Genomic DNA, 22,448 nt, shown 5'->3' on the forward strand with positions numbered 1-22,448 from the left:
AGCTGCGAGAAACCCGCACTTCCTGATTTCATTTCATTTTTTCGACTTGGCACGCCGCATGCAAGTGCAGTGCAGCATGAACAAGATCGACCTTCTCCCTCTGCCCCCCGTGGAGTGCTTCATCGATTTCGATGGCACGATTTCGCTGGAAGACACGACCGACCTGCTGCTCGCCCAGTTCGCGGAGCCGGCATGGCGTACCGTCGAGGCCGCCTGGGAGCGCGGCGTCATCGGTTCGCGCGAATGCATGTCCAGGCAGGTCGAGCTGTTGCGTGTCGAGCCGGTCATGCTCGACCTGTTCGCCAACTGCCTGCGCATCGACCCCGGCTTCGCGCCTTTCGCGGAGGCACTGCAAGCCAGCGGCGTCAGCGTCACCATCGTCTCCGACGGGCTGGACCGCGTCATTGCCCACGCACTCAAGGGTTATGGCCTGGGCCTGCCGGTCCTCGCCAACGAACTGATGCATGCCGGCGGAGACCGCTGGCAGCTCGGTTGCCCACATGCTTCGACAAGCTGCCGCGCCAGTTCCGCGCACTGCAAATGCGCCAGCTTCGACCGTGCCCCGGACAGCGCGCTGCGCGTGCTGATCGGCGACGGCCGCTCCGATTTCTGCGCCGCTTCCATCGCCGACATGGTTTTCGCGAAAGGCAAGCTTGCCGACCATTGCCGTGCCAACGGCATCACCTACCGCAGCTTCGGCAATTTCACCGACCTGCCGCCGCTTTTCTCCGACTGGCTGTCCAACGCCATGGCCGTCCAGTCCGCCCACCTTCTGTAACAAGGACCTGACCTATGCCCACCAACGCCGCCCTTCGGCTCGACGCCGGCAATGATTCCGGGATCGAGCTCAGCGAGGCAGAGCTGCTCGCACTCGAGGCCGTCTATTGCTCGCATGGCGACACCGTGCACTACACCGACTTCCCGAAGATCTTCGACCGCTGCGAAGGCTCCTACATGTTCGATGCGGCCGGCACGCCGTTCCTCGACCTGCAGATGTGGTACTCGGCGGTCAATTTCGGCTACGCCAACCCGCGCCTCAACAATGCGCTGAAGCGCCAGATCGACAAGCTTCCGCAGGTCGCCAGCCAGTATCTGCACCGCGAGAAGATCGAGCTCGCCGCGCTGATCGCGCGTGATGCCGAGCAGAAATTCGGCCACAAGGGCCGCGTGCATTTCAACGTCGGCGGCGCCCAGGCGATCGAGGACTCGCTGAAGCTGGTGCGCAACGCCTCGAAGGGCAAGAGCCTGATGTTCGCCTTCGAGGGCGGTTATCACGGCCGCACCCTGGGCGCCTCGGCCATCACCTCGTCCTATCGCTATCGCCGCCGCTACGGCCATTTCGGCGAACGCGCGCAGTTCGTGCCCTTCCCCTACCACTTCCGCGCCCCGAAAGGCATGAACAAGGAAGAATACGGCCTGCACTGCGTGCGCCAGTTCGAGCGGCTGTTCGAAAGCGAATATCAGGGCGTGTGGGACCCGAAGGCCGGCGAGGCCGAATATGCGGCCTTCTATGTCGAGCCGCTGCAGGGTACCGGCGGCTACATCGTGCCGCCGATGAACTTCTTCACCGAACTGAAGAAGGTGCTCGACCGCCACAACATCCTGATGGTGGTGGACGAGATCCAGATGGGCTTCTACCGCACCGGCAAGCTGTGGTCGATCGAGCATTTCGGCGTCAATCCCGACGTCGTCGTCTTCGGCAAGGCGCTGACCAACGGCCTCAACCCGCTGTCCGGCGTGTGGGCGCGCGAGGAGTTGATCAACCCTGGCACGTTCCCGCCCGGCTCGACCCACTCGACCTTCAACGCCAATCCGCTCGGCACCGCCGTCGCGCTCGAAGCCATGAAGATGATGGCCGAGGACGACTATGAGACGATGGTGCCGGAAAAGGGCGCCTATTTCCTGCGCGGCCTCGAGGAGTTGAAGCGCCGCCACAAGATCGTTGGCGAAGTCGACGGCCTCGGCCTGGCGCTGCGCATCGAGATCTGCGAGCCGCATGACAGCTATACGCCGTCCAAGGCGCTGGTCGACCGCATGGTGGACGAGTCGCTGAAAGGCGATCTCGTGCACAACGGCCAGACCTACGGCCTCGTGCTCGACATCGGCGGCTACTTCAAGAACGTCATCACGCTGGCGCCGTCGCTGACCATCAGCCACGCCGAGATCGACCTGGCGATCGCGCTGCTCGACCAGCTGTTCACCCGCGTCACCAAAGCCCACGGAAACAAGGGGTGAGCGGATGCGCCTGCGCATCGTCGATCTCGACGGCGCCGTGACGGGACAGGGCTTCCACAGCACCCGGACCGAACCAGCCGACATCGTGCCAGCCGGGGACCTCGCGCCCCGGCTGCGCATCGTTGCGAGCAGGCGTGCGCTGAGCGAACTCGGTGAGCGCGTTGGCCCGTGCACGAACGGCAAGGCAGAGGTGATCTTCTATGGCTCGGGCGACTTCCATCATCTCGCCGACCTGTTCCTTAGTCGTGTCGAAGAACCGGTGACGGTGATCCAGTTCGACAATCATCCCGACTGGGTGACGTTTCCGGCGACGTCCAACTGCGGCGGCTGGGTCAACCGCACGCTGGAGCGGCGCAACGTCGCCCGCGTCGTCACCATAGGCCCGACCAGCACCGACCTGGTGCTGCCGCAGATCAAGTCGGCCAACCTGCGGGCCATCCGCGATGGCCGGCTCGAAATGTATGCCTGGCGTGTCCCGGCGACGCAGCTTTTCGGCAAAGCAGTGGAAAAAGGCGGCGCCAGCAGCTTTGGCGACGGCTTCGCCAAGCGGCTCATCTGGCGCAACCTCGCCGACGAGGACTGGCAGGGCTTCGTCGACGAGCTGATCTCCAGGCTCGGGCCGGAAGCGCTGTGGATCACCTTCGACAAGGACGTGCTGGCCACCAGCGAGGCGGTGACCAACTGGGACCAGGGCGCCATGCGGCTCGACCAGGTGCTGCACGCCATTGAAAAGCTGGCCGCGCACCGGCGCATCCTCGGCATCGATGTCTGCGGCGACTATTCGCCGCCCGAGTTCCGCGACCCCTTCCGCTACACGCTGGCCAGGCTCGACCACCCGCGCCAGCCGAAGTTCGACCGCGCGATGGCTGCGGTCAACAACGCCACCAATGCCCGCATCGCGGCAAGGCTCGAACAGGTGCTGGCATGAGTACCGAACTGATCATCCTGTTCGTGCTGTCGATCGTCTGCGACGTGTTCGGCCAGATCGCCTTCAAATTCGGCGCCGACGCGCTGCCGGAATTTTCCGCCCAGCGCTGGCAGCCTTTCGCACGCGCCCTGTTCGCCGACCGCTGGGTCGGCATCGGGCTCGTCATCTATGTCGCCGAGTTCATCATCTGGGTACGCATCCTGACGCTCGCCCCGCTCGGCATCGCCTTTCCCCTCGCCAGCCTCAACATCCTCGCCATCACGCTCGCCGGGCGCCTGTGGCTGGGTGAAGAGACCGGCCCCTCCCAATGGCTCGGCGCGCTGCTCATCACGGCAGGTGTCATTCTCGTCGCAGGTACGATCTGATGGTTGAAGCACCCACGAAACTGCAGTCCAAGGACCGCACCATTTTCTTCCCACGCGGCGATGTCGGCGTGCTGCTCCTGCACGGGCTCGGGGGTACGCCGATCGAGATGAACAACGTGGCGCGCAATTTCGCCGAGCGTGGCCACACGGTGCTGTGCCCGACACTGGCCGGCCATTGCGGCACCGAGGCGGACCTCGTCGCCACCAACTGGAAGGACTGGTACGCCAGCGCCGAAGACGCGCTGACCACGCTGGAGCAGCGCTGCCGCGTCGTGCTGGTCGGCGGCCTTTCGATGGGCGCGGTGCTGGCAGCCATGCTGGCGGCGCGCCAGCCGCAGCGGGTGCACGGGCTCATCATGTTTGCACCGACGCTCTGGTATGACGGCTGGTCGATCCCCTGGTACCGCTTCCTGCTCAAGCTGTTCATCAACACGCCGAGCGGCCGCAAATACCGCTTCGTCGAACAGGAGCCCTATGGGCTGAAGGACGAGCGTCTGCGCATGGTGCTGGCGCAGTCGATGTTCTCCGGCGATTCCACCGCTGCCGGCCTGGAAGCGACGCCGGCGCTGGCGCTGCGCGAACTGTGGCGGCTGGTCGATGCGCTGAAGCCGGAACTGCCGGAGCTGCGCCAGCCGACGATGGTGGTGCATGCGCGCGAGGATGACATCGCCAGCCTCAGCAACCTTGAATATCTGCAGCGCAACCTCGGCGGCACGGTCGAGTCGCTGGTGCTGGACGACAGCTATCATCTCGTCACGCTCGACCGGCAAAGACGGCTGGTCATCGCCAGAGCCGCGGCCTTCGTCGAGAGCGTCGCCCGATCCTACGAACGCGCAGGGGCGCATGAGCATGAGCGGCTTCAGGTTGTCGCCTGACGCGTTGCGGGTCCAGGAAGGCGACATCGTCGCCGGGCGGGTCCAGGGCGACATCGTCGCTGGCCTGTCCTCGCTCGATCCGGCTTCGTGGCCCGCGACGAGTTGCGACAACGCCGAAGGCATTCACTATCACGCTGCCTGCGAGGTTTCGGCTTCGGCGGACGGCACCGCACCGCTCGCTGTCGCGGTGACCGACGCCCGTGGCCTGGCGATGGCGGCGCCGCTGTTTTCGCTGACCTATCGGCTCGACACCCCGTTCCAGGGTTCGCTCGGCGCCTGGACCGGCCGGCTGGTCGACCAGTTTCCGGGGTTGCTGGCGCTCGGCCTGCTCGGCGTCGGCTCGCCGATGGCCGACCATTGCCATTTCATGCGCCGCGACTGGCTGTCAGCCAGCGAGGGCACCACCACGCATGCCCTGTTGATCGATGCGGTGGAACGCGAAGCCCGCCGGCGCAAGGCAGCCGTCATCGTGTTCAAGGATGTCGCCCCCGAGGACGAGATGCTGGTCGGCAACCTTCTCGCCGCCAAGGGCTTCACGCGGCTGGCCAGCCTGCCGGTGGCGGTGGCCGATGTCGGCGACAATGAGGACGCCTATCTGGCGCGGCTTTCCAACGCGACGCGCAAGGACATAAGGCGCAAGCTGAAAAGCCGCGATGGCATCCACATCGAACGGCGCAACGACATCGCGGGACTCGAAGACCAGATCGCCGCGCTTTATCGCTCGACGCAGGAGAACAGCAAGTTGCGCTACGGCGATTTCGAGGAACTGCCGCGCGGCTATTTCACGGAAGTGGCGCAACGCCTCGGCAAGGATGCAGTGTTCCAGCTCTACTGGGTCGGCGAAAGGTTGGCGGCCTTCAACCTGCTGCTGGTCGGTGCCGACCGCGTGGTCGACAAGTTCCTCGGCATGTCCTATCCGCTGGCCCGCGAGCACAATCTCTATGTGGTGAGCTGGATGGAGAATCTGCGGTTCTGCAGGGAGATCGGAAGGCCGTTGCTGCAGACCGGCCAGACGGCCTATGCCTCCAAGCTGCGCATGGGCAGCCGGCTGGTGCCTTCCGCCATCTATGCCAAGCACACCAACGGGCTCCTGAACCGCGGCCTCGCGGCCATCGCGCCCTGGCTGGCGCTCGATCGCTGGGATCCGGACCTGCGCGAGGCTCGCGCTGGCAGCAGGGCGGGTGAGCAATGACCATGTCGGCCACAACCACGTCCGGCCTGCGCGGCATCATCGCGGGCTTCGTCGTCGTCGACACGGCAACGCAGATCGCCTTCAAGTGGGCGAGCGAGCGCATCGGTGCCGGTTCGCTCGACATGGCCTGGGTGCTGGCGGCGCTGACGACGCCGGCGCTGTGGCTGGCCGTGTTCTTCTATGCCCTTACTTTCGTGCTGTGGATGCTGATACTGGCACGCATGGACCTTGGCCGCGCCTTTCCGCTTTCCGCGCTTACCTACGTCACCGTGCCGGCGGCAGGCATGCTTCTGTTCGGCGAACATCTCTCCTGGCCGCAGACGGCGGGCATCGCGCTCATCATCTCCGGCGTCCTGCTGATCGGCCGAGGAAAACCGGAATGATGCGCCTTCCCTTCCACCGCACCGTGCGACGGACCTTCGCGCAATGGCTGGCCGCAGTCGCGACCAGCGTAGTGCTTGCCGCCAGCGCCGGGGCCGCACCGGCTGGAGACATCGCCACCACCTGGCTCACCCATGACGGCCAGGGCGTCGTCGAAATAGCCCCTTGCGGAGGCAAGCTGTGCGGTCGCATCGTCTGGCTGAAGACGCCGACCGACGACAAGGGTGCTGCGCTGACCGACCAGAACAATCCGAGCCAGAAACTGCGCAAGCGGCCGATCTGCGGCCTTGCCGTGCTGAGCGGACTTGAGCCCGACAGATCGGGCGGCTGGGACGGCGGCAAGATCTACGACCCGCAAGAAGGCGATACCTATGACGCGGCGCTGAAGCTCGCCAGCCCCGACAAGCTGACCGTTACGGGCTATCTCGGCGTCAAGGCACTTGGCCAGACCTTTACCTGGAAACGGTACACCCTGCCGGCCGCCCAGCGTTGCGCCACGGCGGCACAACAATGAGACCCCGACCGCAACAGGAGGCGTCGTGCTCAACGGGCTGACCCTGCGCTGGCGGCTGGTGCTTGCCTTCCTCGCGGTCTCCGTACCGCCGGTGCTGATCGCGTCCTATGTCGCGGCGGTGCTGATCTCGTCCAGCTTCAAGCACAATGTCGAACGCTGGCTCGGGCGCGCCGCCGACTTCCTGGTCAGCGAAACGATGAGCAGCGAGGACGAGGCCGACCGCGCCGCCTCCATCCTCGGCGCTTCGCTGCCGACACATGGCGGCGCGCTGACCGGTGAGGTCAACGAGAACTCCACGTCGCTGCGTGTCTATTCCGACCTGCTGTCGACCGTCGGCTACGACCTCGTGCTGATCTATGACGACAAGGGCAACACGCTCTACCGCTTCGGCAACGCCACGCTCGACATGCCGCTGCCGCGCACGTCGACACGGTCGGTGTTCACGGTGACCAAGGAGGACCGGCCCGGCCTCGTCGTCGGCGCGGCCCGCCTGTTCGAGCGCGACGGGCAGGTGCTGCACGTGCTGGTCGCCAACCAGATCGACGATTCCTTCTTCGCGGCGCCGCGCGCCAAGACGGCGATCATCATCCATGCCTACCGCCTGCAGGGCAACAACATGATCCCGCTGGTGCGCGAAGGGCGTGGCGATCCGCTGACGGTATCCGACGACGTTCTGGCGATCCTGAACCGCGGCGACAGCTACACCGTCGTGCCGGACAAGGGCAGCGGCGGACTGGCCACCGGCTATGGCGCCATCCGTGACGATTCCGGCCGCCTGGTCGGCATCGTCACCTTCGGCCTGGCGGCACGGCGCCCGGTGTTCGAACAGCTGATCGACTGGCGGCTGTTCACCATCCTGGCGCTGATCGCCTCCAGCCTGTCCATCACCGTCGGCATCGTCCTGGCCAGCCGGCTGACCGGACCGCTGCAGAGCCTGAAACGCGGCCTGCGCGAAGTCGCCTCCGGCAACTACCGCCTGCAGCTGCCCGAGCGCGGCGGCCCGGAAATCGCCGAAGTGGCGAGCGGCTTCAACATCATGACGCGCCAGCTCGAACGGCTGCGCCAGATGGAAGGCGAGATGCGCCGACGCGAGCAGTTGGCGGCACTCGGCGAAGCGGCCGCTGTCATCGCGCACGAGATCCGCAACCCGCTCGGCATCATCAAGACGTCGAGCCAGCTGGTTGCGCAGCGCAGCTATCTGGCCCAGCCGGACGAGCGACTGCTGGGTTTCATCCTCGACGAGGTCAACCGCATCGACCGGCTGGTCACCGAGGTGCTCGACTATGTGCGGCCGAACCGGCCGACCATGCGGGTGGTCGCCCTGGACGCGATCGTCAGCAAGGCGATCGACTTCATGGCACCCGAACTCGACAAGCGTGGCATCACCCGCGATATCGCCGTCACGAACGGCCTGATGGTGGAAGCCGATGCAGACCAGATCCACCAGGTCGTCATCAACCTCGTGCTCAACGCCATGGAAGCGATGACCGACGGCGGCAAGCTGACGGTGAAGGCCGAAGCCGACGAAGAGGCCGCGGAAGCCGTGCTGACCATCGCCGATTGCGGCACCGGCATGGAACCGGACGTGGTGCACCGCATGTTCGACCCGTTTTTCACCACCAAGACCAAGGGCACCGGCCTCGGGCTCGCCAAGGTGCTCTCCGTGGTCGAACATCACGGCGGCGCCATCACCTGCACCAGTGCCTTGGAGAGCGGCACCAGCATCGTTATACGTTTGCCGTTGAACCAGAAAAAGAATTCAGATGGCTAGTTCGATCCTGGTCGTTGACGACGAGCCGCGCCTGGCCGAGACGCTGGCACTTGCGCTCGAAGGCGGCGGCCTGACCAGCGACTTCGTGACCAGCGCCGACAGTGCGCTGGAGCGCGTCGAAAATGGTGAATTCGGCCTTGTCATCACCGATCTCCGGATGCCCGGCCGCAATGGCCGCGACCTGCTGCATGAACTGCGCAGCAAGCGCCCCGAGCTGCCCGTGGTGGTGATGACGGCCTATGCCTCGCTGCGCGACGCGGTCGCCCTGGTGAAGGAAGGCGCCTTCGACTACATCTCGAAGCCGTTCGAGATCGACGACGTCATCGCCACCGCCCGGCGGGCCTTGCGGCTGACGCAGGTCGTCAACGAGAACCGCCGCCTGCGCGCCGAGCTGGAGGACAAATACAGCTTCGGCAACCTGATCGGCTCCAGCCCGGCCTTCGGCGAGGTTCTGCGGCAGATCGCGGAAGTCTGCGAAAGCCGTGCCACCGTGCTGATCCAGGGTGAGAGCGGCACGGGCAAGGAACTGGTCGCCCGCGCCATCCATTTCAACAGCCCGCGACGGGACAACCCCTTCATCGCTGTCAACTGTTCGGCGATCCCGGAGAACCTGCTGGAGAGCGAGCTTTTCGGCCATGCCAAAGGCGCCTTCACCGGCGCCGTCGCGGCGCGCGAGGGCCGCTTCGTCACCGCCAATGGCGGCACGCTGTTCCTCGACGAGATCGGCGACCTGCCGGCGTCGCTGCAGCCCAAGCTGCTGCGCGCCCTGCAGGAGCAGAGTTTCGAGCCGGTCGGCTCCGACCGCAGCGTCAAGGTGGACGTGCGCATCATCGCCGCCACCCATCGTGACCTCGAAGCGGCGATGGACGAAGGCGATTTCCGCGAGGATCTCTACTATCGCCTCGCCGTCTATCCGATGCGCGTGCCCGCACTGCGCGAACGCGCCGGCGACGTGCTGCCGATCGCCAGCCATTTCCTAAGTCATTTCGCTGCCGAAATGACCAAGAAGATCTCGGGCTTCGCGCCAGAGGCCGAGGCCGCGCTTTCGGCCTACCAATGGCCTGGAAACATCCGCGAACTGCAGAATGCCATCGAGCGGGCAACCATCGTCGCTTCCCGCAATGTGATCACGCCGCAGGACCTGCCGGGTTATGTCACCCGCGCCAGGCGGCAGGCTGCGACGAGCCCCGCCGTACCGTCCGACCTCGATGGCGAGATGGAACGCATCGAGCGCGACTTCATCCTCGCCGCCCTGCAGGAAAGCGACGGTGTTCAGGTCAAGGCAGCCGAACGGCTGGGTATCGCGGAACGAAGCCTTTGGCATCGGATCAAAAAACTTGGTATCAAGATCGCCAAGACAGCGAAGTGAGGTTGGTTTTGCGTTGGGTTCTGGCTGCTGGCGTTAGCGCGACTTTGCTCGGTTCGGCACAGGCTGCCGACAGCCTCGGCGAAAAGCCGATCGCCTCCAATGACCCCTGGATCATCAGCGTCGGCGGCATGATGACGGTGAGCCCGAAATGGGATGGCTCGTCGCGTTACAGCCTCGGCGGCATGCCTTCGATCTCGTTCCGCCGCGCTTCCGAGCCGGAGACCTTCTCGGCGCCCGACGACAATTTCGACATCACCTTCTTCACCGGCAAGCGTTTCGCCATCGGTCCCGTCGCCAGCCTGCGGCAGGGCCGCTCCAGCGAAGGCGGTCGGCTGGAAGGGCTCGGCACCTACCCCTGGACGGTGGAAGCCGGTGTCTTCGCCGAATTCTGGCCGATCGAGGACCAGTTGCGGCTGCGTGGCGAACTGCGTCACGGCCTGCGCTCCAATGACGGCTTCAGCGCCGACCTCGGGGCGGACTATGTGCAGAACTACGGCCAGCTGACGCTCTCGGGCGGCCCCCGCATGGTGCTGGCCGACGACCATGTCATGAACCTCAAATACGGTATCTCGCAGGAGGCGGCGCTGCGCAACGGCACCGTCGCGGCGTTCGATCCGAAGGGCGGCATCGTCAGTGTCGGCCTGTCGGCGGCGCAGAGCTATGTCTGGTCGAAGGAATGGACGACCACGCTCTACCAGCGCTTCGACTACATGGTCGGCGATGCCGCCGAAAGCCCGATCGTCAAGGATCTCGGCTCCCGCAATCAGTTCACCTTCGGCGTCGGCGCGACCTATTCGTTCACGGCGGAGTAGGCAGGTTCTGCCCGCCCCGGATCTCCAGAGCGGGCTTTGCTCTCGATAACCCCGGTCCTGCTTTAGACCAGTGCCCTCGCCTCGTTCGCCGAGACGGTACGCCCGAGTTTTCCGAACTCATGCAGATCGCCACCGACCTCGATGCGGATCGACTGGTCGATCCCGCCGACACGGACGGGAGCAAACCCACTTGCTGCGATAAGCCTGGCAACGGTTTCGCCGGCGCCGGTATCATCGTTTGCGTAGAACAACACGGCCCGCTCCGGGGTGCGGTTTGCCGCCGCCTCAAGCGACTGCGCGCCGAGGGTACCGAACGCCTTGACCAGCTTCGCCCCGTCAGGCAGCAGGCCGGCGATCAGCTGACCCGAGGACTGGTCTTCGGGAATGGTTTTCCTGAAGCCGCCATTGCCGTCGGGCGCGATCGGGTTCGACGGATCGACCACGATCTTTCCGGTAAACACGGAACCCTTCTCGGCGAGCAATGCCTTGATCGCATCGAAATAGACCGCAAGGACGACCACATCCGCCGACTTGATCGCATCGTCGACCTCCATGGCCTCGACATCGCCGCCCAGCGCACCTGCAAGCATCTGCGCCTTCTTGAATGTCCTGTCCGCGACGATGATCCTTTCTCCGCCGTCCGCCAGTTCCCTGGCAAGGCGGGAACCGATGTTGCCGACACCGATGATTGCTGTGGTCATGATCATTCTCCTGTTCTGAACCAATGAAAGAATGATAGTGCGCGTCCGATTTTTCCATTAGACAGGAAAGCAGGGAAACCTTTTCCCAAAAATGGAAAAATCGTGGTCGACCTCAACACGCTGCTGATGTTTGCCAAGGTGGTTGAAGCCAACAGCTTTTCAGAGGCCGCGCGGCGCCTGCGCATGCCGGTTTCCACGCTCAGCCGGCGCATCGCCGAAATGGAGGATCAGCTCGGCGTTCGATTGCTCGAACGCTCCACGCGCACCTTGCGCCTGACCGATATCGGCGCCGACATCTTCGAACAGGCCCGACGCAGCGCCGAGCTGAACGACGCAGTCGAGGGCATCGTTTCCAGTTCGGCGTCGGAAGTGACGGGCGCGCTGCGTCTGTCATGCCCGCCAAACATCTCCGACACGCTCGTGGTGCCGCTGGTGCAGGAATTCCAGGCGAGATTTCCCGCGGTACGGGTCCAGATTTTCGTGACCCAGCGGGCGGTCGATCATATCGTCGAAGGCATCGACCTTGCCTTCCGCTACGGCCAGTTGAAGGATTCGGCGCTGGTTGGACGCAAGATCCTGCAATATCGGCATCGGCTGGTGGCGAGCCCCGACTATCTTGAGCGCGCCGGGCTGCCCCAGCATCCCCGCGACCTCGCCCGGCATCGGCTGCTGACGTTCTCGTTCGGATCGCTGGAGCGACGCTGGACCTTTGTCCAGCGGGCAGACAGCGAGCAGTTCACGCTGTCTTTTTCGCCGCATCTGGCCATGAACGACTATGCCGGCCTGGCATCGGCGCTGCTATCGGCTGGAGGGATTGGCGACCTGCCTCCCATCGTCAGGCCCGAACTGCTTCGCGACCGGCAACTGGTTGAGGTAATGCCGGAGTGGCACCTTCCCTGTCGCGACCTGACGCTTGTCTACACCAGCAACCGCAACACGTCCCATCCGGTGCGGCTGTTCAAGGAATTCGCCATCGAGATGGCGCCACGACTGTTTCCGGACCTGCCGGTCTGAAGCTCGGAACAGTCCACCTGTTTCCAAGCCGCTCGCCAGCGATTTTGAGCTCACCCACCCTGAGCCAGCCGCGCGAGCTTGCGCGACCTGCAGATGGCGCCATGGTTCTCATCCGCCCATCGGGTCAGGACCTGCAGCGGACCGAGGAAGGAGCGGCCGAGAGCCGTGAGCGCATATTCGACGCGCGGCGGCACCTCGGCGAAGACAGCGCGGCTGATATAGCCGTCTTCCTCGAGGCGCCGCAGCGTGCGCGCCAGCATCTGCCGCGAGATATCGTCGATCTCGCGGCCGAGTTCGTTGAAGCGCATGGTTTTCCTGCCGAGCGCTTCCAGCACCAGCAGGCTCCATTGATCGCCGATGCGGTCGAGCACGTCGCGGATCGGGCAAGGATGATCGAACTCGATTTCCTCGGTTTTCTCAGGATTCATGGCTCTATCTTCCCAGGGTACAGGTCACTGCGCGGTGACCTGTTCGCTTGAAACTGACTTCTTGCGGGGTCTGTGCAGCTCCTGTAGCGCTCCATTGGTCTACAAGATAGACCAATCTTTAGCAGGAGTTGATATGCCGGCATTCCCCAAAATCGCAGCACTTGCCCTGTTCATCGGCACGGCCCTGTCGTCGTCGGCCTTCGCGCAGACACGCGACCTTGCCACCGAGGAAGCCAACCGCAAGCTGGTGGTCGAATTCTACGATCGCGTCTTCAACAGGCATGAGACGGCAGAGGCCGCCGCAGTGGTGGCGGAGTCCTACATCCAGCACAATCCGAACGTGCCGGACGGCAAGGCGCCGTTCGTCTCCTACTTCACCGGCTATTTCAAGGCCAACCCCGAAGCGCGGGCAAAGATCGTGCGCAGCGCCACCGATGGCGACCTCGTCTACCTGCACGTCCATTCGACCGAAAGCGCGAAGGACCGCGGCGTGGCGGTCGTCGACATCTTCCGCGTGAAGGACGGCAAGATCGTCGAGCACTGGGACGTCATCCAGGCCGTTCCGGAAAAGGCGGCCAACCAGAACACGATGTTCTAGGCAATTCCAGGAAAAGTGCGTGGCGCTTTTCCGTCCGAAATTGCGGAAAACAAAACGGCCGACGGCCGCTGCCTTCCGCCTGCATAGGCTGATCAGAGCATATGCCGGTTGGCTGCCCGCGCCACGGCCTGGGCGCGGTTGGCCGCGCCCAGTTTCCTGCGTGCATTGTCGATGTGGAAGCGCACCGTCGCTTCCGTGACGCCGGTCATGTCGGCAATCTCCCGGTCCTTGCGGCCATCCGCCATGTAGGCGAGGCAGTCGCGTTCTCGCGGGGTCAATTCCGGCAGGTCATCCGGCACGCCACCGGCGAACTCCATCAGCCGCTCGGTCAACAGCAGCCCCGCCAATTGCATCGTTCTCGCAACGTCGGTGTTCGGCTCGCGCTCGCCGAGCCCCAGATGCAGCGAGGCGATGACGCCCCTGCCGCCATAGGATGTCGTGCATAAAGCTTCGGCGATTTCAGCCTCGCCCAGCGCATCCCAGTAGCTGCGATAGCGCGGATCACCGTGGCCCGCGAAATCGGAGAAACGATAGCGCGTGCGGTTCTCGCGAATCGCCGCGAGCAGCGGATTGCAGTCGAAACAGACATAGTTGAAAGCGGCACTGCCGGGCCAGCCCTGAGGCGAGATGCGCTTGATGAACCCGCCGGCCGACCAGTGCGCCTGCGAGGTCAGCCGCTCCACGGGTCGCCGGTAGAGCCGGGTCTGGAGATAGGTCGCACCGAAGGCGGAAGCCGCGGTGAAAAACCGGGCACTGGCTTCCTCGGCCGAGGGCGCGCTCAGCGCCCCTTCGGCAAGCGTCATGATCTGCCCGAGCATTGCCGTCGCGCCCCGCTGTCGGATCCCCGGGGCATTGTTGGCATGGCCACCGCGCGTTTTCAACGAAAGCGGCATTTTTCGCGCCGGAAAAGCGCAAAACCTATGACTTTCGAGAGTTGTGCAGTGCGGCAGATCGGCGATCTTCAGCCCATTGAATCGCATGGGGACATGATTGGGCAAGCCCGGCCGCACCGTGCGGCCGGGTGCCTGTTCGTGATGGATCATCGGGCGCATGTGACCACCATGCCGGACAGGCGGGGATCGCAGCGGGATTTGTGGGGCGGACCATCGCATGACGTTGAAAACCGGTGCATTGCGGGCGCCAGGCCGACCAACCTGGGCACACGCGGGATTGCGGAGCGTCGGGTTGGCGGCGCTCGTCCTGTCGAGCTCATCGCTGGCACTCGGCGCTTCACTGACCTGGAACGGTTCGGGCTCGGGCAACTGGTTCATCGGCGGCAACTGGACACCTGCGGCGGTGCCGACCAGTGTCGACACCCTCGTCATCGACAATGCCGGCCCCAACACGGCCACCGTCGGTTCGGCCGGCGCGGCCGCCCGCACGCTGACGATCGGCAGCCTTGCCGGTTCGAGCGGCGCGCTCGTCGTCAACGGCGCCGGCACCCTGGCGGTGGGTTCGAACTATCTCATCGTCGGCGACAACGGCAGTGGAACGCTGACGATATCGGGCGGCGGCAAGGTCACCGGCAGCGGTGTGCTCGCCAACAATCCGTCCTCCAATGGCCAGGTGACCGTCAGCGGCACCGGCTCGCAATGGAGCAACAGCTTCCTGTCGATCGCGGCCGACAATGGCGCGATAGGCCGCTTCCGCGTCGAGGCGGGAGGCAGGCTGCTGTCGAGCGGCAGCGTCATGCTCGCCGAAACCTCAGTCAACGCCGATGGGCAGTTGCTGGTGACGGGAGCCGGTTCGGACTTCACCATGAGCAACGCCGGCGTCGTCCAGTTCCGGGTCGGCGCGGCCGGAAAGGGCGGTTTCCAGCTGCTGGACGGTGCCACCGCTTCCACACGGTACACTTATCTCGGCGGCAGCGCGGGAAGTCTCGGCTCAGCCACCGTCTCTGGTGGCGCGTCCTGGACGACGGGTCCGTTCACCGTCGGGCCACTGGGCCAGGGCGAATTGACCGTCTCCGGCGGCGGCAGGATCACCACCGTCGGCACCGGCAGCACTGCCCGCATCGTCAACGGCAGGGCCACGGTCACAGGCGCCGGTTCGCAATGGAAGATCGACGGCAGCAACTACCTGCCGCTGGGGATCGGTTCGACCAGCCAGACGGCCAGCCTCGATGTCCTGAACGGCGGCGCGGTGCTGATCGACGCCAACGCGCCGAACTTCCTCGCCGCCGATCTGCGGCTGGCTGACGGCGCCGGCCAGAAGGCGGCCATCACCATCGATGGCGCCGGCTCCAGCTTCACCACACCCTATCGGCTCTACAGCGGCAATGGCACCAATTCGACTGCCGCGATCGTCGTCTCCGGCGGCGGCAGGCTCAACACCGGCTACGCCAACATCGCCAGCGCCAGCGATGCCACCCTTGCGACGGCGGACACCGTGACCGTCACCGGCGCCAATTCGCTGTGGGCCATCAGCAACACGCTGGGTTCGGGTCCGACCGACCTGCAGGGTCTCACCATCGGCGGCAACGGCAAGGGTGTGCTGACCATCTCCAACGGGGGGAAAGTCCAGGTCATCGGCGGCAGCGGCGGTGTCGGGATCGGCGGCGTCACCGGATCGGCCGGCACGCTCAACATCGGTGCAGCCGCGGGCTCTCCCGCCGCGGCACCCGGCACGCTGGAAGCGAACCAGGTACTGTTCTCCGGCACCGCCACCGGGCCGCAGGCGATCAACTTCAACCATACCTCCGGCAGCTACGTCTTCGCGCCCAACATCGGCGGCTTCGGCGCGCTCGCCGGTCCCGCCGCGGTGAACATCCTGGCCGGCACCACCATCTTCACCAGCGAGAACGCCTATTCGGCGGTCACCAACATCAGCCCTGGCGCCGTCCTGCAGCTCGGCAATGGCGGCACGACCGGCAGCATCCGTGACGGCATCGTCAACAATGACGGCATGCTGATCATCGACCGTTCGGCCGATATCTTCCCCCGCTATGCCGGCGTCATCTCGGGCACGGGGGCTCTGATCAAGAACGGGACGGGTCTGGTCACGCTCGTCGGCGTCAACACCTACAGCGGCGGCACCACCATCAACGCCGGGGAACTGCGCATCGGCGACGGATTTGCCGGCGACGGCGCCCTCACCGGCAACTATGCCAACCATTCCAGGCTGTCCGTCTATTTCAACGGTACGCCCGGCTATTCCGGCATCATTTCAGGCGAAGGCAGTTTCGAAAAAACCGGCAATGGCTCGCTGACGCTGAACAGCGTCCAGAGCTATACCGGCGGAACGAAGGTCACGTTCGGCACGCTTCTGCTCGGCGGAGCCAATCGGCTGGCGCCCACGGGCGCCCTCGCCCTCAATGGCGGCATCTTCGACCTCAATGGCTACGCACAGACCGTGGGCGACCTTTCCGGCTACGGCCGGCTCGTCATCGGCACCGGCGGCCTGACGGCCGGCGGGGCGGCGGACACCAGCTTCAACGGCGTCATCACCGGCAACGGCACCTTGACCAAGGCGGGCAGCGGCACACTGACACTGGCTCTCAGCGCCTTCTTCCCAACCACCTTCACCGGCACGACCAATGCCAATGCCGGCACGCTCAAGGTGGATGGCGCCATGGCGTCGAGCAGTTTCCAGGTCAATGCCGGCGGCACGCTGACGGGCGGCGGTTCGGTCGGCGCCACCAGCGTCGCCAATGGCGGCACGCTGGCCGGCAAGGCAGGACAGTCGCTGACCCTTGCCTCGCTGACGCTCAATGACGGCTCCAACATCAACGCGGCACTGGGAGCAGCCAACACCATGCCGCTGTTCGACGTCGCCGGTAATTTGACGCTGGACGGCAAGCTGACGGTGAGCGACGCCGGCGGCTTCGGCAACGGCACCTTCCGGATCGCCAACTATGGCGGCACGCTGACCAACAACGGACTGGTGATCGGCAGCGTTCCCGCCGGCTTCAATCCCGGCGACTGGTCGATCCTGGCAGGAAGCGGCACCGTCAGCCTGCTGGTGGCGACCGGCGCTGGCGAGCAATACTGGGACGGCGCCAACATGGCGCCGGGCGGCGTCGCCGACGGGCGCGGCGGCAACGGCACCTGGGATGCCACCTCGACCAACTGGACCAACAGCGCCGGCACCATCAACGCGGCAGCGGCAGGCCAGAAGGCGGTCTTCGCCGGCGTGCCGGGCACGGTAAACGTCGTCGGTGCGCATGGCTTCACCGGGCTGCGCTTCGTCTCGCACCCGAGCGACTGGACCTACACGCTTGCGGCCGGCGCGGGTGGCGGCCTGATCACCAATTCGGCCGGCACCGAGATCATCGTCGCGGCTGATCCCGGGGTTGCCGTGAACGATGCGGTGCTCAATGTCGGCATCTCCGGAACCGGCAGCATCGTCAAGCTCGGCAACGGCACGCTCACGCTCGGCGCCGCCAACAGCTACCAGGGCGGCACTCTTGTCAGGGAAGGCGAGCTGGTGGCAGCGGCGAACGGTGCCCTGGGCGCCGGCGCCGTCTCCGTCTCCGGCGCGCCGGCCGCCACGCAGAAACCCGCCCTGCGTTTTGCCGGTCCGGTCAACGCCAATGGGCTGACGATATCGACGCAGAACGGGGCGGTGGTGTTCGGAGACCGCGCCAGCGCCGGCAGCGCCGCCATCACCAACCAGGGCGACGGCACCACCGTGTTCCTGGCCGGTTCCAATGCGGGTATGGCGACCATCACCAACCAGGCTGGCGGCACCACGGCCTTCCGCGGCGACGTCGCTTCGCCAGGCGCGCGGATCGTCAACCAGGGCGGCGGCAAGATCGACCTTTCGACCTTCGATGCGGCCGGCCTGTGCAATTGCGTTTCGCTTGGCTCCGTCGCCGGCGCCGGTGCCATCTTGCTCGGCGCGCATCAGCTCGAAACCGGCGCGCTCGATCTCGACGAGACGATATCGGGCGTCATTTCCGACGGCGGCGCTGCGGCCAAGGGCAGCTTTGCCAAGACGGGCACGGGCACGCTGGTCCTGTCCGGCGCCAACACCTATCTCGGCGCCACCACCGTCAAGGGCGGCCTGCTGAGGATCGACGGCTCGCTGGGTTCGGCCGATGTGGCGGTGGCGAGCGGCGCAACGCTCGGCGGCATCGGCACGATCGGTACGCAGGCGGGCGGCACGGTGACCATCCAGACCGGCGGCCATCATGCTCCCGGTGCCTCGATCGGCACCCAGACCATCAACGGCAACTACAGGCTTGCCGGCACGCTCGACATCGAAATCGAACCGAGCCGCGCCGACAAGGTGGTGGTGACCGGCGATGTCGACCTCGGCGGCGGCACCCTCGCCTTGCACGAACTGTCGACGACCGGCTGGCAGCCGAGCCAGACCTATACGATCATCGACAACCAGGGCGTCAGCGCCGTGACCGGCCAGTTCGCTTCGATCGCCCATCTCTACGCCTTCCTGACGCCTGCGGTGAGCTACACCGGCGGCGACGGCAACAACGTGGTGCTGACGCTCGACCGCAACCAGGTCGACTTCGCTTCGGTCGCGCGCACCCCCAACCAGAAGGCCGCCGCCGGGGGCATCGAATCGCTGGGCGCCGGCAACAGCGTCTACAATGCCATTGCACCGCTGACAGAGGACGAAGCCCGCCACGCCTTCGACCAGCTTTCGGGCGAGGTGCACGCGGCCACGGCCGGCATGCTGCTCGATGAAAGCCAGTTGCTGCGCGAAGCGGCGCTGGGCCGCGCCGGCACCGCGATGGGTGAAGGAGCACAGCGCGGGTTCTGGATCCAGGGCACCGGACTTTCCCGCTCGCTCGACAATGACGGCAATGCGGCCGACGCCAGTGCCAGGACAGGCGCGATGTTCTCAGGCGTCGACACCGGCGCGGGCGACTGGACGCTCGGCTTTCTCGGCGGCATCAGCGTCTCCTCGCTGAACGTCGGCGACCGCAACGCCTCCGCGGATGTCACCAGCGTGCATCTCGGCGCCTATGCCGGCGGCACCATCGAGACCGTCAGGCTCAAGTTCGGCGCCGGCTACAGCCATCACGACGTCGACACGGAGCGCACGCCGCGGTTCGCCGGCTTCGGCGACCGGCTCACATCCGGTTACGGCGCAAGCACGCTGCAGGTTTTCGGCGAGGTATCGCGGCCGTTCGACGTCGGCGCAGTCAAGGTCGAGCCATTCGCCGGCCTGGCGTATGTGCGGCTCTCGGCCGATGATTTCAGCGAAAGTGGAAGTGCCGCCGCGCTCGGTTCCGGCGGCTATGCCAACGACGCCGGCTTCACCACGCTGGGAGCACGCCTGTCGAGACGGTTCACCACGAGCGGCACGGTGTTCGACCTCAGTGCCTCGCTCGGCTGGCGCCACGCCTTCGCCGACGCGCCGGCCGCGAGCCTCTCCTTCGCCGGCGGCAGTGCCTTCACCGTCCATGGCGTACCGGTGACGCACGATGCGCTGGCGCTGCAGGCCGGTTTCGACGTCAGGCTCGGCGCAACCAGCAGGCTGGGCTTCAGCTATGATGGCCAGTTCGGCTCGGGCGGCACGGAGAACGCGTTCAAGGCGAGTTTCTCGACACGTTTCTGATGCGGGGTGCCACCTAATCAGCCGTGCCCGAGGAAATCCCGCAACAGGCCAGCGGTTGCCTCCGGTCTCTCCTCGGGAAAGAAGTGACCGCCATCGACGGCGTGGCCGGATACATCCCTTGCCCAGCGACGCCAGATGCCGAGCGGCCCGCCGGCTTCTTCGTACCAGCTGGCGAGGCCGCCATGAGCGCTCCACAGCACCAGCAGCGGGCAATCGATCCGGCGTCCGGTCTCGAGATCGGCGCGATCGTGCTCGCGGTCGACGGTGGCGGCGGCACGGTATTCCTCGCAGATCGCATGGATCTGCGCCGGATCGCGCAGTGCGGCGGCATAGGCCTCCCGCACGGCACGCGGAAAGGTCTCGGGCGGCGATCCCCATTCGTCCAGCGCGTTGTCGACGATCGCCTCGGGGGCGGCCGCGATCAGCCGTTCCGGCAGCGGCGCCGGCTGTGCCAGCAGCGAGAACGGCCAGAAAGCCAGGGCAAGGCGCGCATCAGCCCGGTCCCACACCTCGAAGGTCGGGATGACATCGAGCACCGCCAGCCTGGTCACGACATCGGCATGGTCGAGCGCCATGCGGTAGGCGACCCGGCCGCCACGGTCATGCCCCGCGATCGCGAAACGCTCATGCCCCAGCCTTGCCATCGTCTCGATCAATGTCGTCGCCATGGACCGTTTCGACATGGAATCGTGTCCCCGCCCATCGGCAGGCGGGCAATCGCTGGCGCCATAACCCGGCAGGTCGACGGCAACGACCGTGAAGTGCGGCGCCAGCATCGGGCCGATGTCGCGCCACATCAGGCTTGTCTGCGGAAATCCATGCAGCAGGAGCAGCGGCGCCCCCGATCCGGCCTTATGCACGAAGACACCGCCCTGCGCCGTCTCGACCCTGCGGCTCTCGAACCCGATCATCGCCCGCTGTTCCATGGAGACAGAACGCGGCGCGCGTGGATTTCGTTCATCCAATCTTGCCGGCCGCGAGATGCCTAGCCGATGCCGTGTTTCTTCAGAAGCTCCTGCTCGTCGCCGGCGACCCAGCCGAAGACCTTCGGCTCGCCGTCCAGCGTCTGCATCAGGTAATGCACCTCGAAGTCGATCGACAGGTCCGACAGGTCCGACTGGTCCTTTCGGGCGTAGGTTGCCGCCCAGGCGACATGGGCGATGCAATGATGCTCGTCGATGGGGGCGACGCGGATATCGGTTATCCGCATCGCCTTGGTGCCGATCTCCCGGTAATGCGCATAACCATGCGCCAGCGTGCGCTTGAGCTGCTCGTCGTTGCGGCCGGTCATCACCCCACGCGGCGAAGCTGCGATGAATTCCGGGGCATAGAGTGCTGCCAGCTCATCCTCGTCGATGGTGCCGGCAAGCGCCCGGTTGAAGAAGCTTGCATACCGTTCGAAAAACTTCCTGACGCGCGTTTCCATCGTCGGTCTCCCTTTGGAAGCGAAAGGACTGTGGAGCAAACGGGTTCCGTTCCGGCAACGCTGCTGCACTGAAAAGGTCGCCGCCCGTGCCTGGCTTGCTGCCAGCCGGCATACTACTCCCCTGCTCTCGCCATCGCATAGGCATTCCGCTTCGGCGCCGGACGGTCAAGGGAGGATCCGGCGATCGCTGCGAACCAGGCACCCTCGACCATGCGGGCGGCCGCGCGCGCCGATTTCTCGATGCCGTTGAGGCTGCCGATGTTGCGGCTGATCTCGGTGCCATGCGCGTTCATCGCCCAGAACCACAGGCCCTGCTGGGGGCCGGCATCACGCAGGGTGATGCGGCCGACACTGCCGTCATAGCCGTCCGCATCGGCGACGTAGTCGGCCTCGCGATCAGCCTGCCGCCAGTTCAGACGCAGTGAAAAAGCGTCGCTCTCCGCGACCCTCGCAGGTTCGGTCATTGTCGTTCTCCATCGGTTTGATGGCGGCAGATTGCCATCGCGACGGAGAGCCCGTCAAGGATTTTGTTCCTATTTTGTTCTCATGCGAACAGTTGCTGACTCTGAATCGGGAGAGGCGAAACGTCGAAACGCCATCGAACGATCGGCGTCGCTGTCGGTCTCAATCCTCCGCGAAAAACCGCGCAATCCGTGGGGTTTCCATAGGATCTGACACGACCGTGCAGCCTTGCTGCGCAGTGACAAGGCGGTCTGTTGATTTTATTGGGAGGAATGGTGCTGCCAGAGAGGATTGAACTCTCGACCTCTCCCTTACCAAGGGAGTGCTCTACCACTGAGCTACGGCAGCATCTTGAATGCGGCGCCTTCTGCCACAATGAATCGTGAAGCGCAAGTTGCTATAAGAGACCATTTTGAAATTGATCGGGGAAAGCGAAAACGGCAAATCGACAGGGCTGTGCCGGATCGATTTCAAAATGGCCCGCAATAGCATTTTCCGACAGCCTCTCAGACATGGCCGCGCCACAATGTCGGTTATGCATTGTTAAGGACTAAGCGAGACCATGACCGACAAGACCAAGCCGAAATCGCCCAAGCCGGAAACGAGGGCCGACCACCGCAAGGCCAGGCTGGCCGAGGCCCTGCGTGCGAACCTGCAGAAGCGCAAGGCGCAGCTCAGGTCGCGCCGCACCGGCGAGGCCGATACCAGGCCCGACGGGCTTGCCGCAGCGAAGGAACAGAAAAAAGAAGGCTAAGAGAATCAATACTCGGCCATTCTTGCGCCGACTTCTCGAAATCCTATTTCTTGAACCGGACCGACCAATGGTTTAGAGGGCGGCCCAAACACAACCGATTT

General features: G+C 65.2%; 21 protein-coding genes and 1 tRNA gene. 15 read left to right on the top strand and 7 right to left on the bottom strand.

Translation table 11 applies throughout. The annotated features are described in order from the left end of the window. Positions 1-76 precede the first annotated feature (76 nt). The 11 genes from ACFWYE_RS22140 to ACFWYE_RS22190 are packed head-to-tail and all read left to right on the top strand — an operon-like array spanning position 77 to position 10,442. Positions 77-778 carry an HAD-IB family phosphatase gene (locus ACFWYE_RS22140; protein ID WP_379114302.1) on the top strand — a complete coding sequence of 234 codons (702 nt, stop codon included), beginning with the start codon at positions 77-79 and terminating at the stop codon, positions 776-778. Between the two features lie 14 nt (positions 779-792). Continuing rightward, a complete protein-coding gene (locus ACFWYE_RS22145) occupies positions 793-2,235 on the top strand; it encodes an aspartate aminotransferase family protein (RefSeq protein WP_379114304.1) in 1,443 nt (480 codons plus the stop codon). 4 nt (positions 2,236-2,239) lie between these two features. Next, positions 2,240-3,163 carry an arginase gene (locus ACFWYE_RS22150; RefSeq protein ID WP_379114306.1) on the top strand — a complete coding sequence of 308 codons (924 nt, stop codon included), beginning with the start codon at positions 2,240-2,242 and terminating at the stop codon, positions 3,161-3,163. Further along, positions 3,160-3,528 carry an EamA family transporter gene (locus ACFWYE_RS22155; RefSeq protein WP_129411326.1) on the top strand — a complete coding sequence of 123 codons (369 nt, stop codon included), beginning with the start codon at positions 3,160-3,162 and terminating at the stop codon, positions 3,526-3,528. Before ACFWYE_RS22150 ends, ACFWYE_RS22155 begins: the two co-directional genes overlap by 4 nt. Then, positions 3,528-4,403 carry an alpha/beta hydrolase gene (locus ACFWYE_RS22160; protein WP_379114308.1) on the top strand — a complete coding sequence of 292 codons (876 nt, stop codon included), beginning with the start codon at positions 3,528-3,530 and terminating at the stop codon, positions 4,401-4,403. The genes ACFWYE_RS22155 and ACFWYE_RS22160 overlap by 1 nt, the downstream gene beginning before the upstream one ends. Then, on the top strand, positions 4,378-5,595 hold the full coding sequence (locus ACFWYE_RS22165) for a GNAT family N-acetyltransferase (protein WP_379114310.1): 1,218 nt from the start codon (positions 4,378-4,380) through the stop codon (positions 5,593-5,595). Before ACFWYE_RS22160 ends, ACFWYE_RS22165 begins: the two co-directional genes overlap by 26 nt. A gap of 2 nt (positions 5,596-5,597) precedes the next feature. Next, positions 5,598-5,978 carry an EamA family transporter gene (locus ACFWYE_RS22170; RefSeq protein WP_379114312.1) on the top strand — a complete coding sequence of 127 codons (381 nt, stop codon included), beginning with the start codon at positions 5,598-5,600 and terminating at the stop codon, positions 5,976-5,978. Then, positions 5,975-6,490: a DUF2147 domain-containing protein gene (locus tag ACFWYE_RS22175; RefSeq protein ID WP_379114313.1), complete on the top strand. Its 516-nt coding sequence runs from the start codon at positions 5,975-5,977 to the stop codon at positions 6,488-6,490. The genes ACFWYE_RS22170 and ACFWYE_RS22175 overlap by 4 nt, the downstream gene beginning before the upstream one ends. 25 nt (positions 6,491-6,515) lie before the next feature. Beyond that, positions 6,516-8,261: a sensor histidine kinase gene (locus tag ACFWYE_RS22180; RefSeq protein WP_379114314.1), complete on the top strand. Its 1,746-nt coding sequence runs from the start codon at positions 6,516-6,518 to the stop codon at positions 8,259-8,261. Beyond that, positions 8,254-9,630 (top strand): sigma-54-dependent transcriptional regulator, encoded by a 1,377-nt coding sequence (locus ACFWYE_RS22185; RefSeq protein WP_379114316.1) that lies wholly within the window; start codon positions 8,254-8,256, stop codon positions 9,628-9,630. Before ACFWYE_RS22180 ends, ACFWYE_RS22185 begins: the two co-directional genes overlap by 8 nt. Continuing rightward, positions 9,627-10,442: a MipA/OmpV family protein gene (locus ACFWYE_RS22190; protein ID WP_379114318.1), complete on the top strand. Its 816-nt coding sequence runs from the start codon at positions 9,627-9,629 to the stop codon at positions 10,440-10,442. Before ACFWYE_RS22185 ends, ACFWYE_RS22190 begins: the two co-directional genes overlap by 4 nt. A 62-nt stretch (positions 10,443-10,504) precedes the next feature. On the opposite strand, the gene ACFWYE_RS22195 is transcribed toward ACFWYE_RS22190, so the two are convergent. Beyond that, positions 10,505-11,143, bottom strand: a complete 639-nt coding sequence (locus tag ACFWYE_RS22195) for an NADPH-dependent F420 reductase (protein ID WP_379114320.1) — start codon at positions 11,141-11,143, stop codon at positions 10,505-10,507. A gap of 102 nt (positions 11,144-11,245) precedes the next feature. Between ACFWYE_RS22195 and ACFWYE_RS22200 the strand changes: the two genes are divergently transcribed. Beyond that, the gene (locus ACFWYE_RS22200) at positions 11,246-12,157 is read left to right on the top strand and encodes a LysR family transcriptional regulator (protein ID WP_379114321.1); all 912 of its coding nucleotides are present in this window, start codon (positions 11,246-11,248) and stop codon (positions 12,155-12,157) included. A 50-nt stretch (positions 12,158-12,207) separates the two neighbouring features. On the opposite strand, the gene ACFWYE_RS22205 is transcribed toward ACFWYE_RS22200, so the two are convergent. Then, complete coding sequence (locus ACFWYE_RS22205) at positions 12,208-12,585, bottom strand: winged helix-turn-helix transcriptional regulator (RefSeq protein WP_379114323.1); 378 nt, start codon at positions 12,583-12,585, stop codon at positions 12,208-12,210. A 133-nt stretch (positions 12,586-12,718) separates the two neighbouring features. On the opposite strand from ACFWYE_RS22205, the gene ACFWYE_RS22210 reads away from it, so the two are divergent. Continuing rightward, a complete protein-coding gene (locus ACFWYE_RS22210) occupies positions 12,719-13,183 on the top strand; it encodes a nuclear transport factor 2 family protein (RefSeq protein ID WP_379114325.1) in 465 nt (154 codons plus the stop codon). A gap of 92 nt (positions 13,184-13,275) precedes the next feature. Here the strand turns inward: ACFWYE_RS22210 and ACFWYE_RS22215 are convergent, their stop codons facing one another. Next, complete coding sequence (locus ACFWYE_RS22215; protein WP_379114327.1) at positions 13,276-14,001, bottom strand: LuxR C-terminal-related transcriptional regulator; 726 nt, start codon at positions 13,999-14,001, stop codon at positions 13,276-13,278. A 292-nt stretch (positions 14,002-14,293) separates the two neighbouring features. Between ACFWYE_RS22215 and ACFWYE_RS22220 the strand changes: the two genes are divergently transcribed. Continuing rightward, positions 14,294-19,705 carry an autotransporter domain-containing protein gene (locus tag ACFWYE_RS22220; protein WP_379114329.1) on the top strand — a complete coding sequence of 1,804 codons (5,412 nt, stop codon included), beginning with the start codon at positions 14,294-14,296 and terminating at the stop codon, positions 19,703-19,705. 17 nt (positions 19,706-19,722) lie between these two features. Here ACFWYE_RS22220 and ACFWYE_RS22225 read toward each other — a convergent pair whose 3' ends face one another. The 4 genes from ACFWYE_RS22225 to ACFWYE_RS22240 form a co-directional block, all read right to left on the bottom strand. Next, positions 19,723-20,616: an alpha/beta fold hydrolase gene (locus ACFWYE_RS22225; protein ID WP_379114331.1), complete on the bottom strand. Its 894-nt coding sequence runs from the start codon at positions 20,614-20,616 to the stop codon at positions 19,723-19,725. Between the two features lie 74 nt (positions 20,617-20,690). Then, positions 20,691-21,131 (bottom strand): nuclear transport factor 2 family protein, encoded by a 441-nt coding sequence (locus ACFWYE_RS22230; RefSeq protein ID WP_379114333.1) that lies wholly within the window; start codon positions 21,129-21,131, stop codon positions 20,691-20,693. Between the two features lie 113 nt (positions 21,132-21,244). Beyond that, a complete protein-coding gene (locus tag ACFWYE_RS22235; RefSeq protein ID WP_379114335.1) occupies positions 21,245-21,595 on the bottom strand; it encodes a hypothetical protein in 351 nt (116 codons plus the stop codon). Positions 21,596-21,866: 271 nt separating this feature from the next. Further along, positions 21,867-21,941, bottom strand: a tRNA-Thr gene (locus ACFWYE_RS22240). A 214-nt stretch (positions 21,942-22,155) separates the two neighbouring features. Between ACFWYE_RS22240 and ACFWYE_RS22245 the strand changes: the two genes are divergently transcribed. Then, positions 22,156-22,347, top strand: coding sequence for a hypothetical protein (locus ACFWYE_RS22245; RefSeq protein ID WP_379114336.1), 192 nt, complete (start codon positions 22,156-22,158; stop codon positions 22,345-22,347). The last annotated feature ends 101 nt before the right edge of the window (positions 22,348-22,448 follow it).

It is taken from the genome of Mesorhizobium sp. NPDC059025, assembly GCF_042739655.1.
GTDB lineage: Bacteria > Pseudomonadota > Alphaproteobacteria > Rhizobiales > Rhizobiaceae > Mesorhizobium.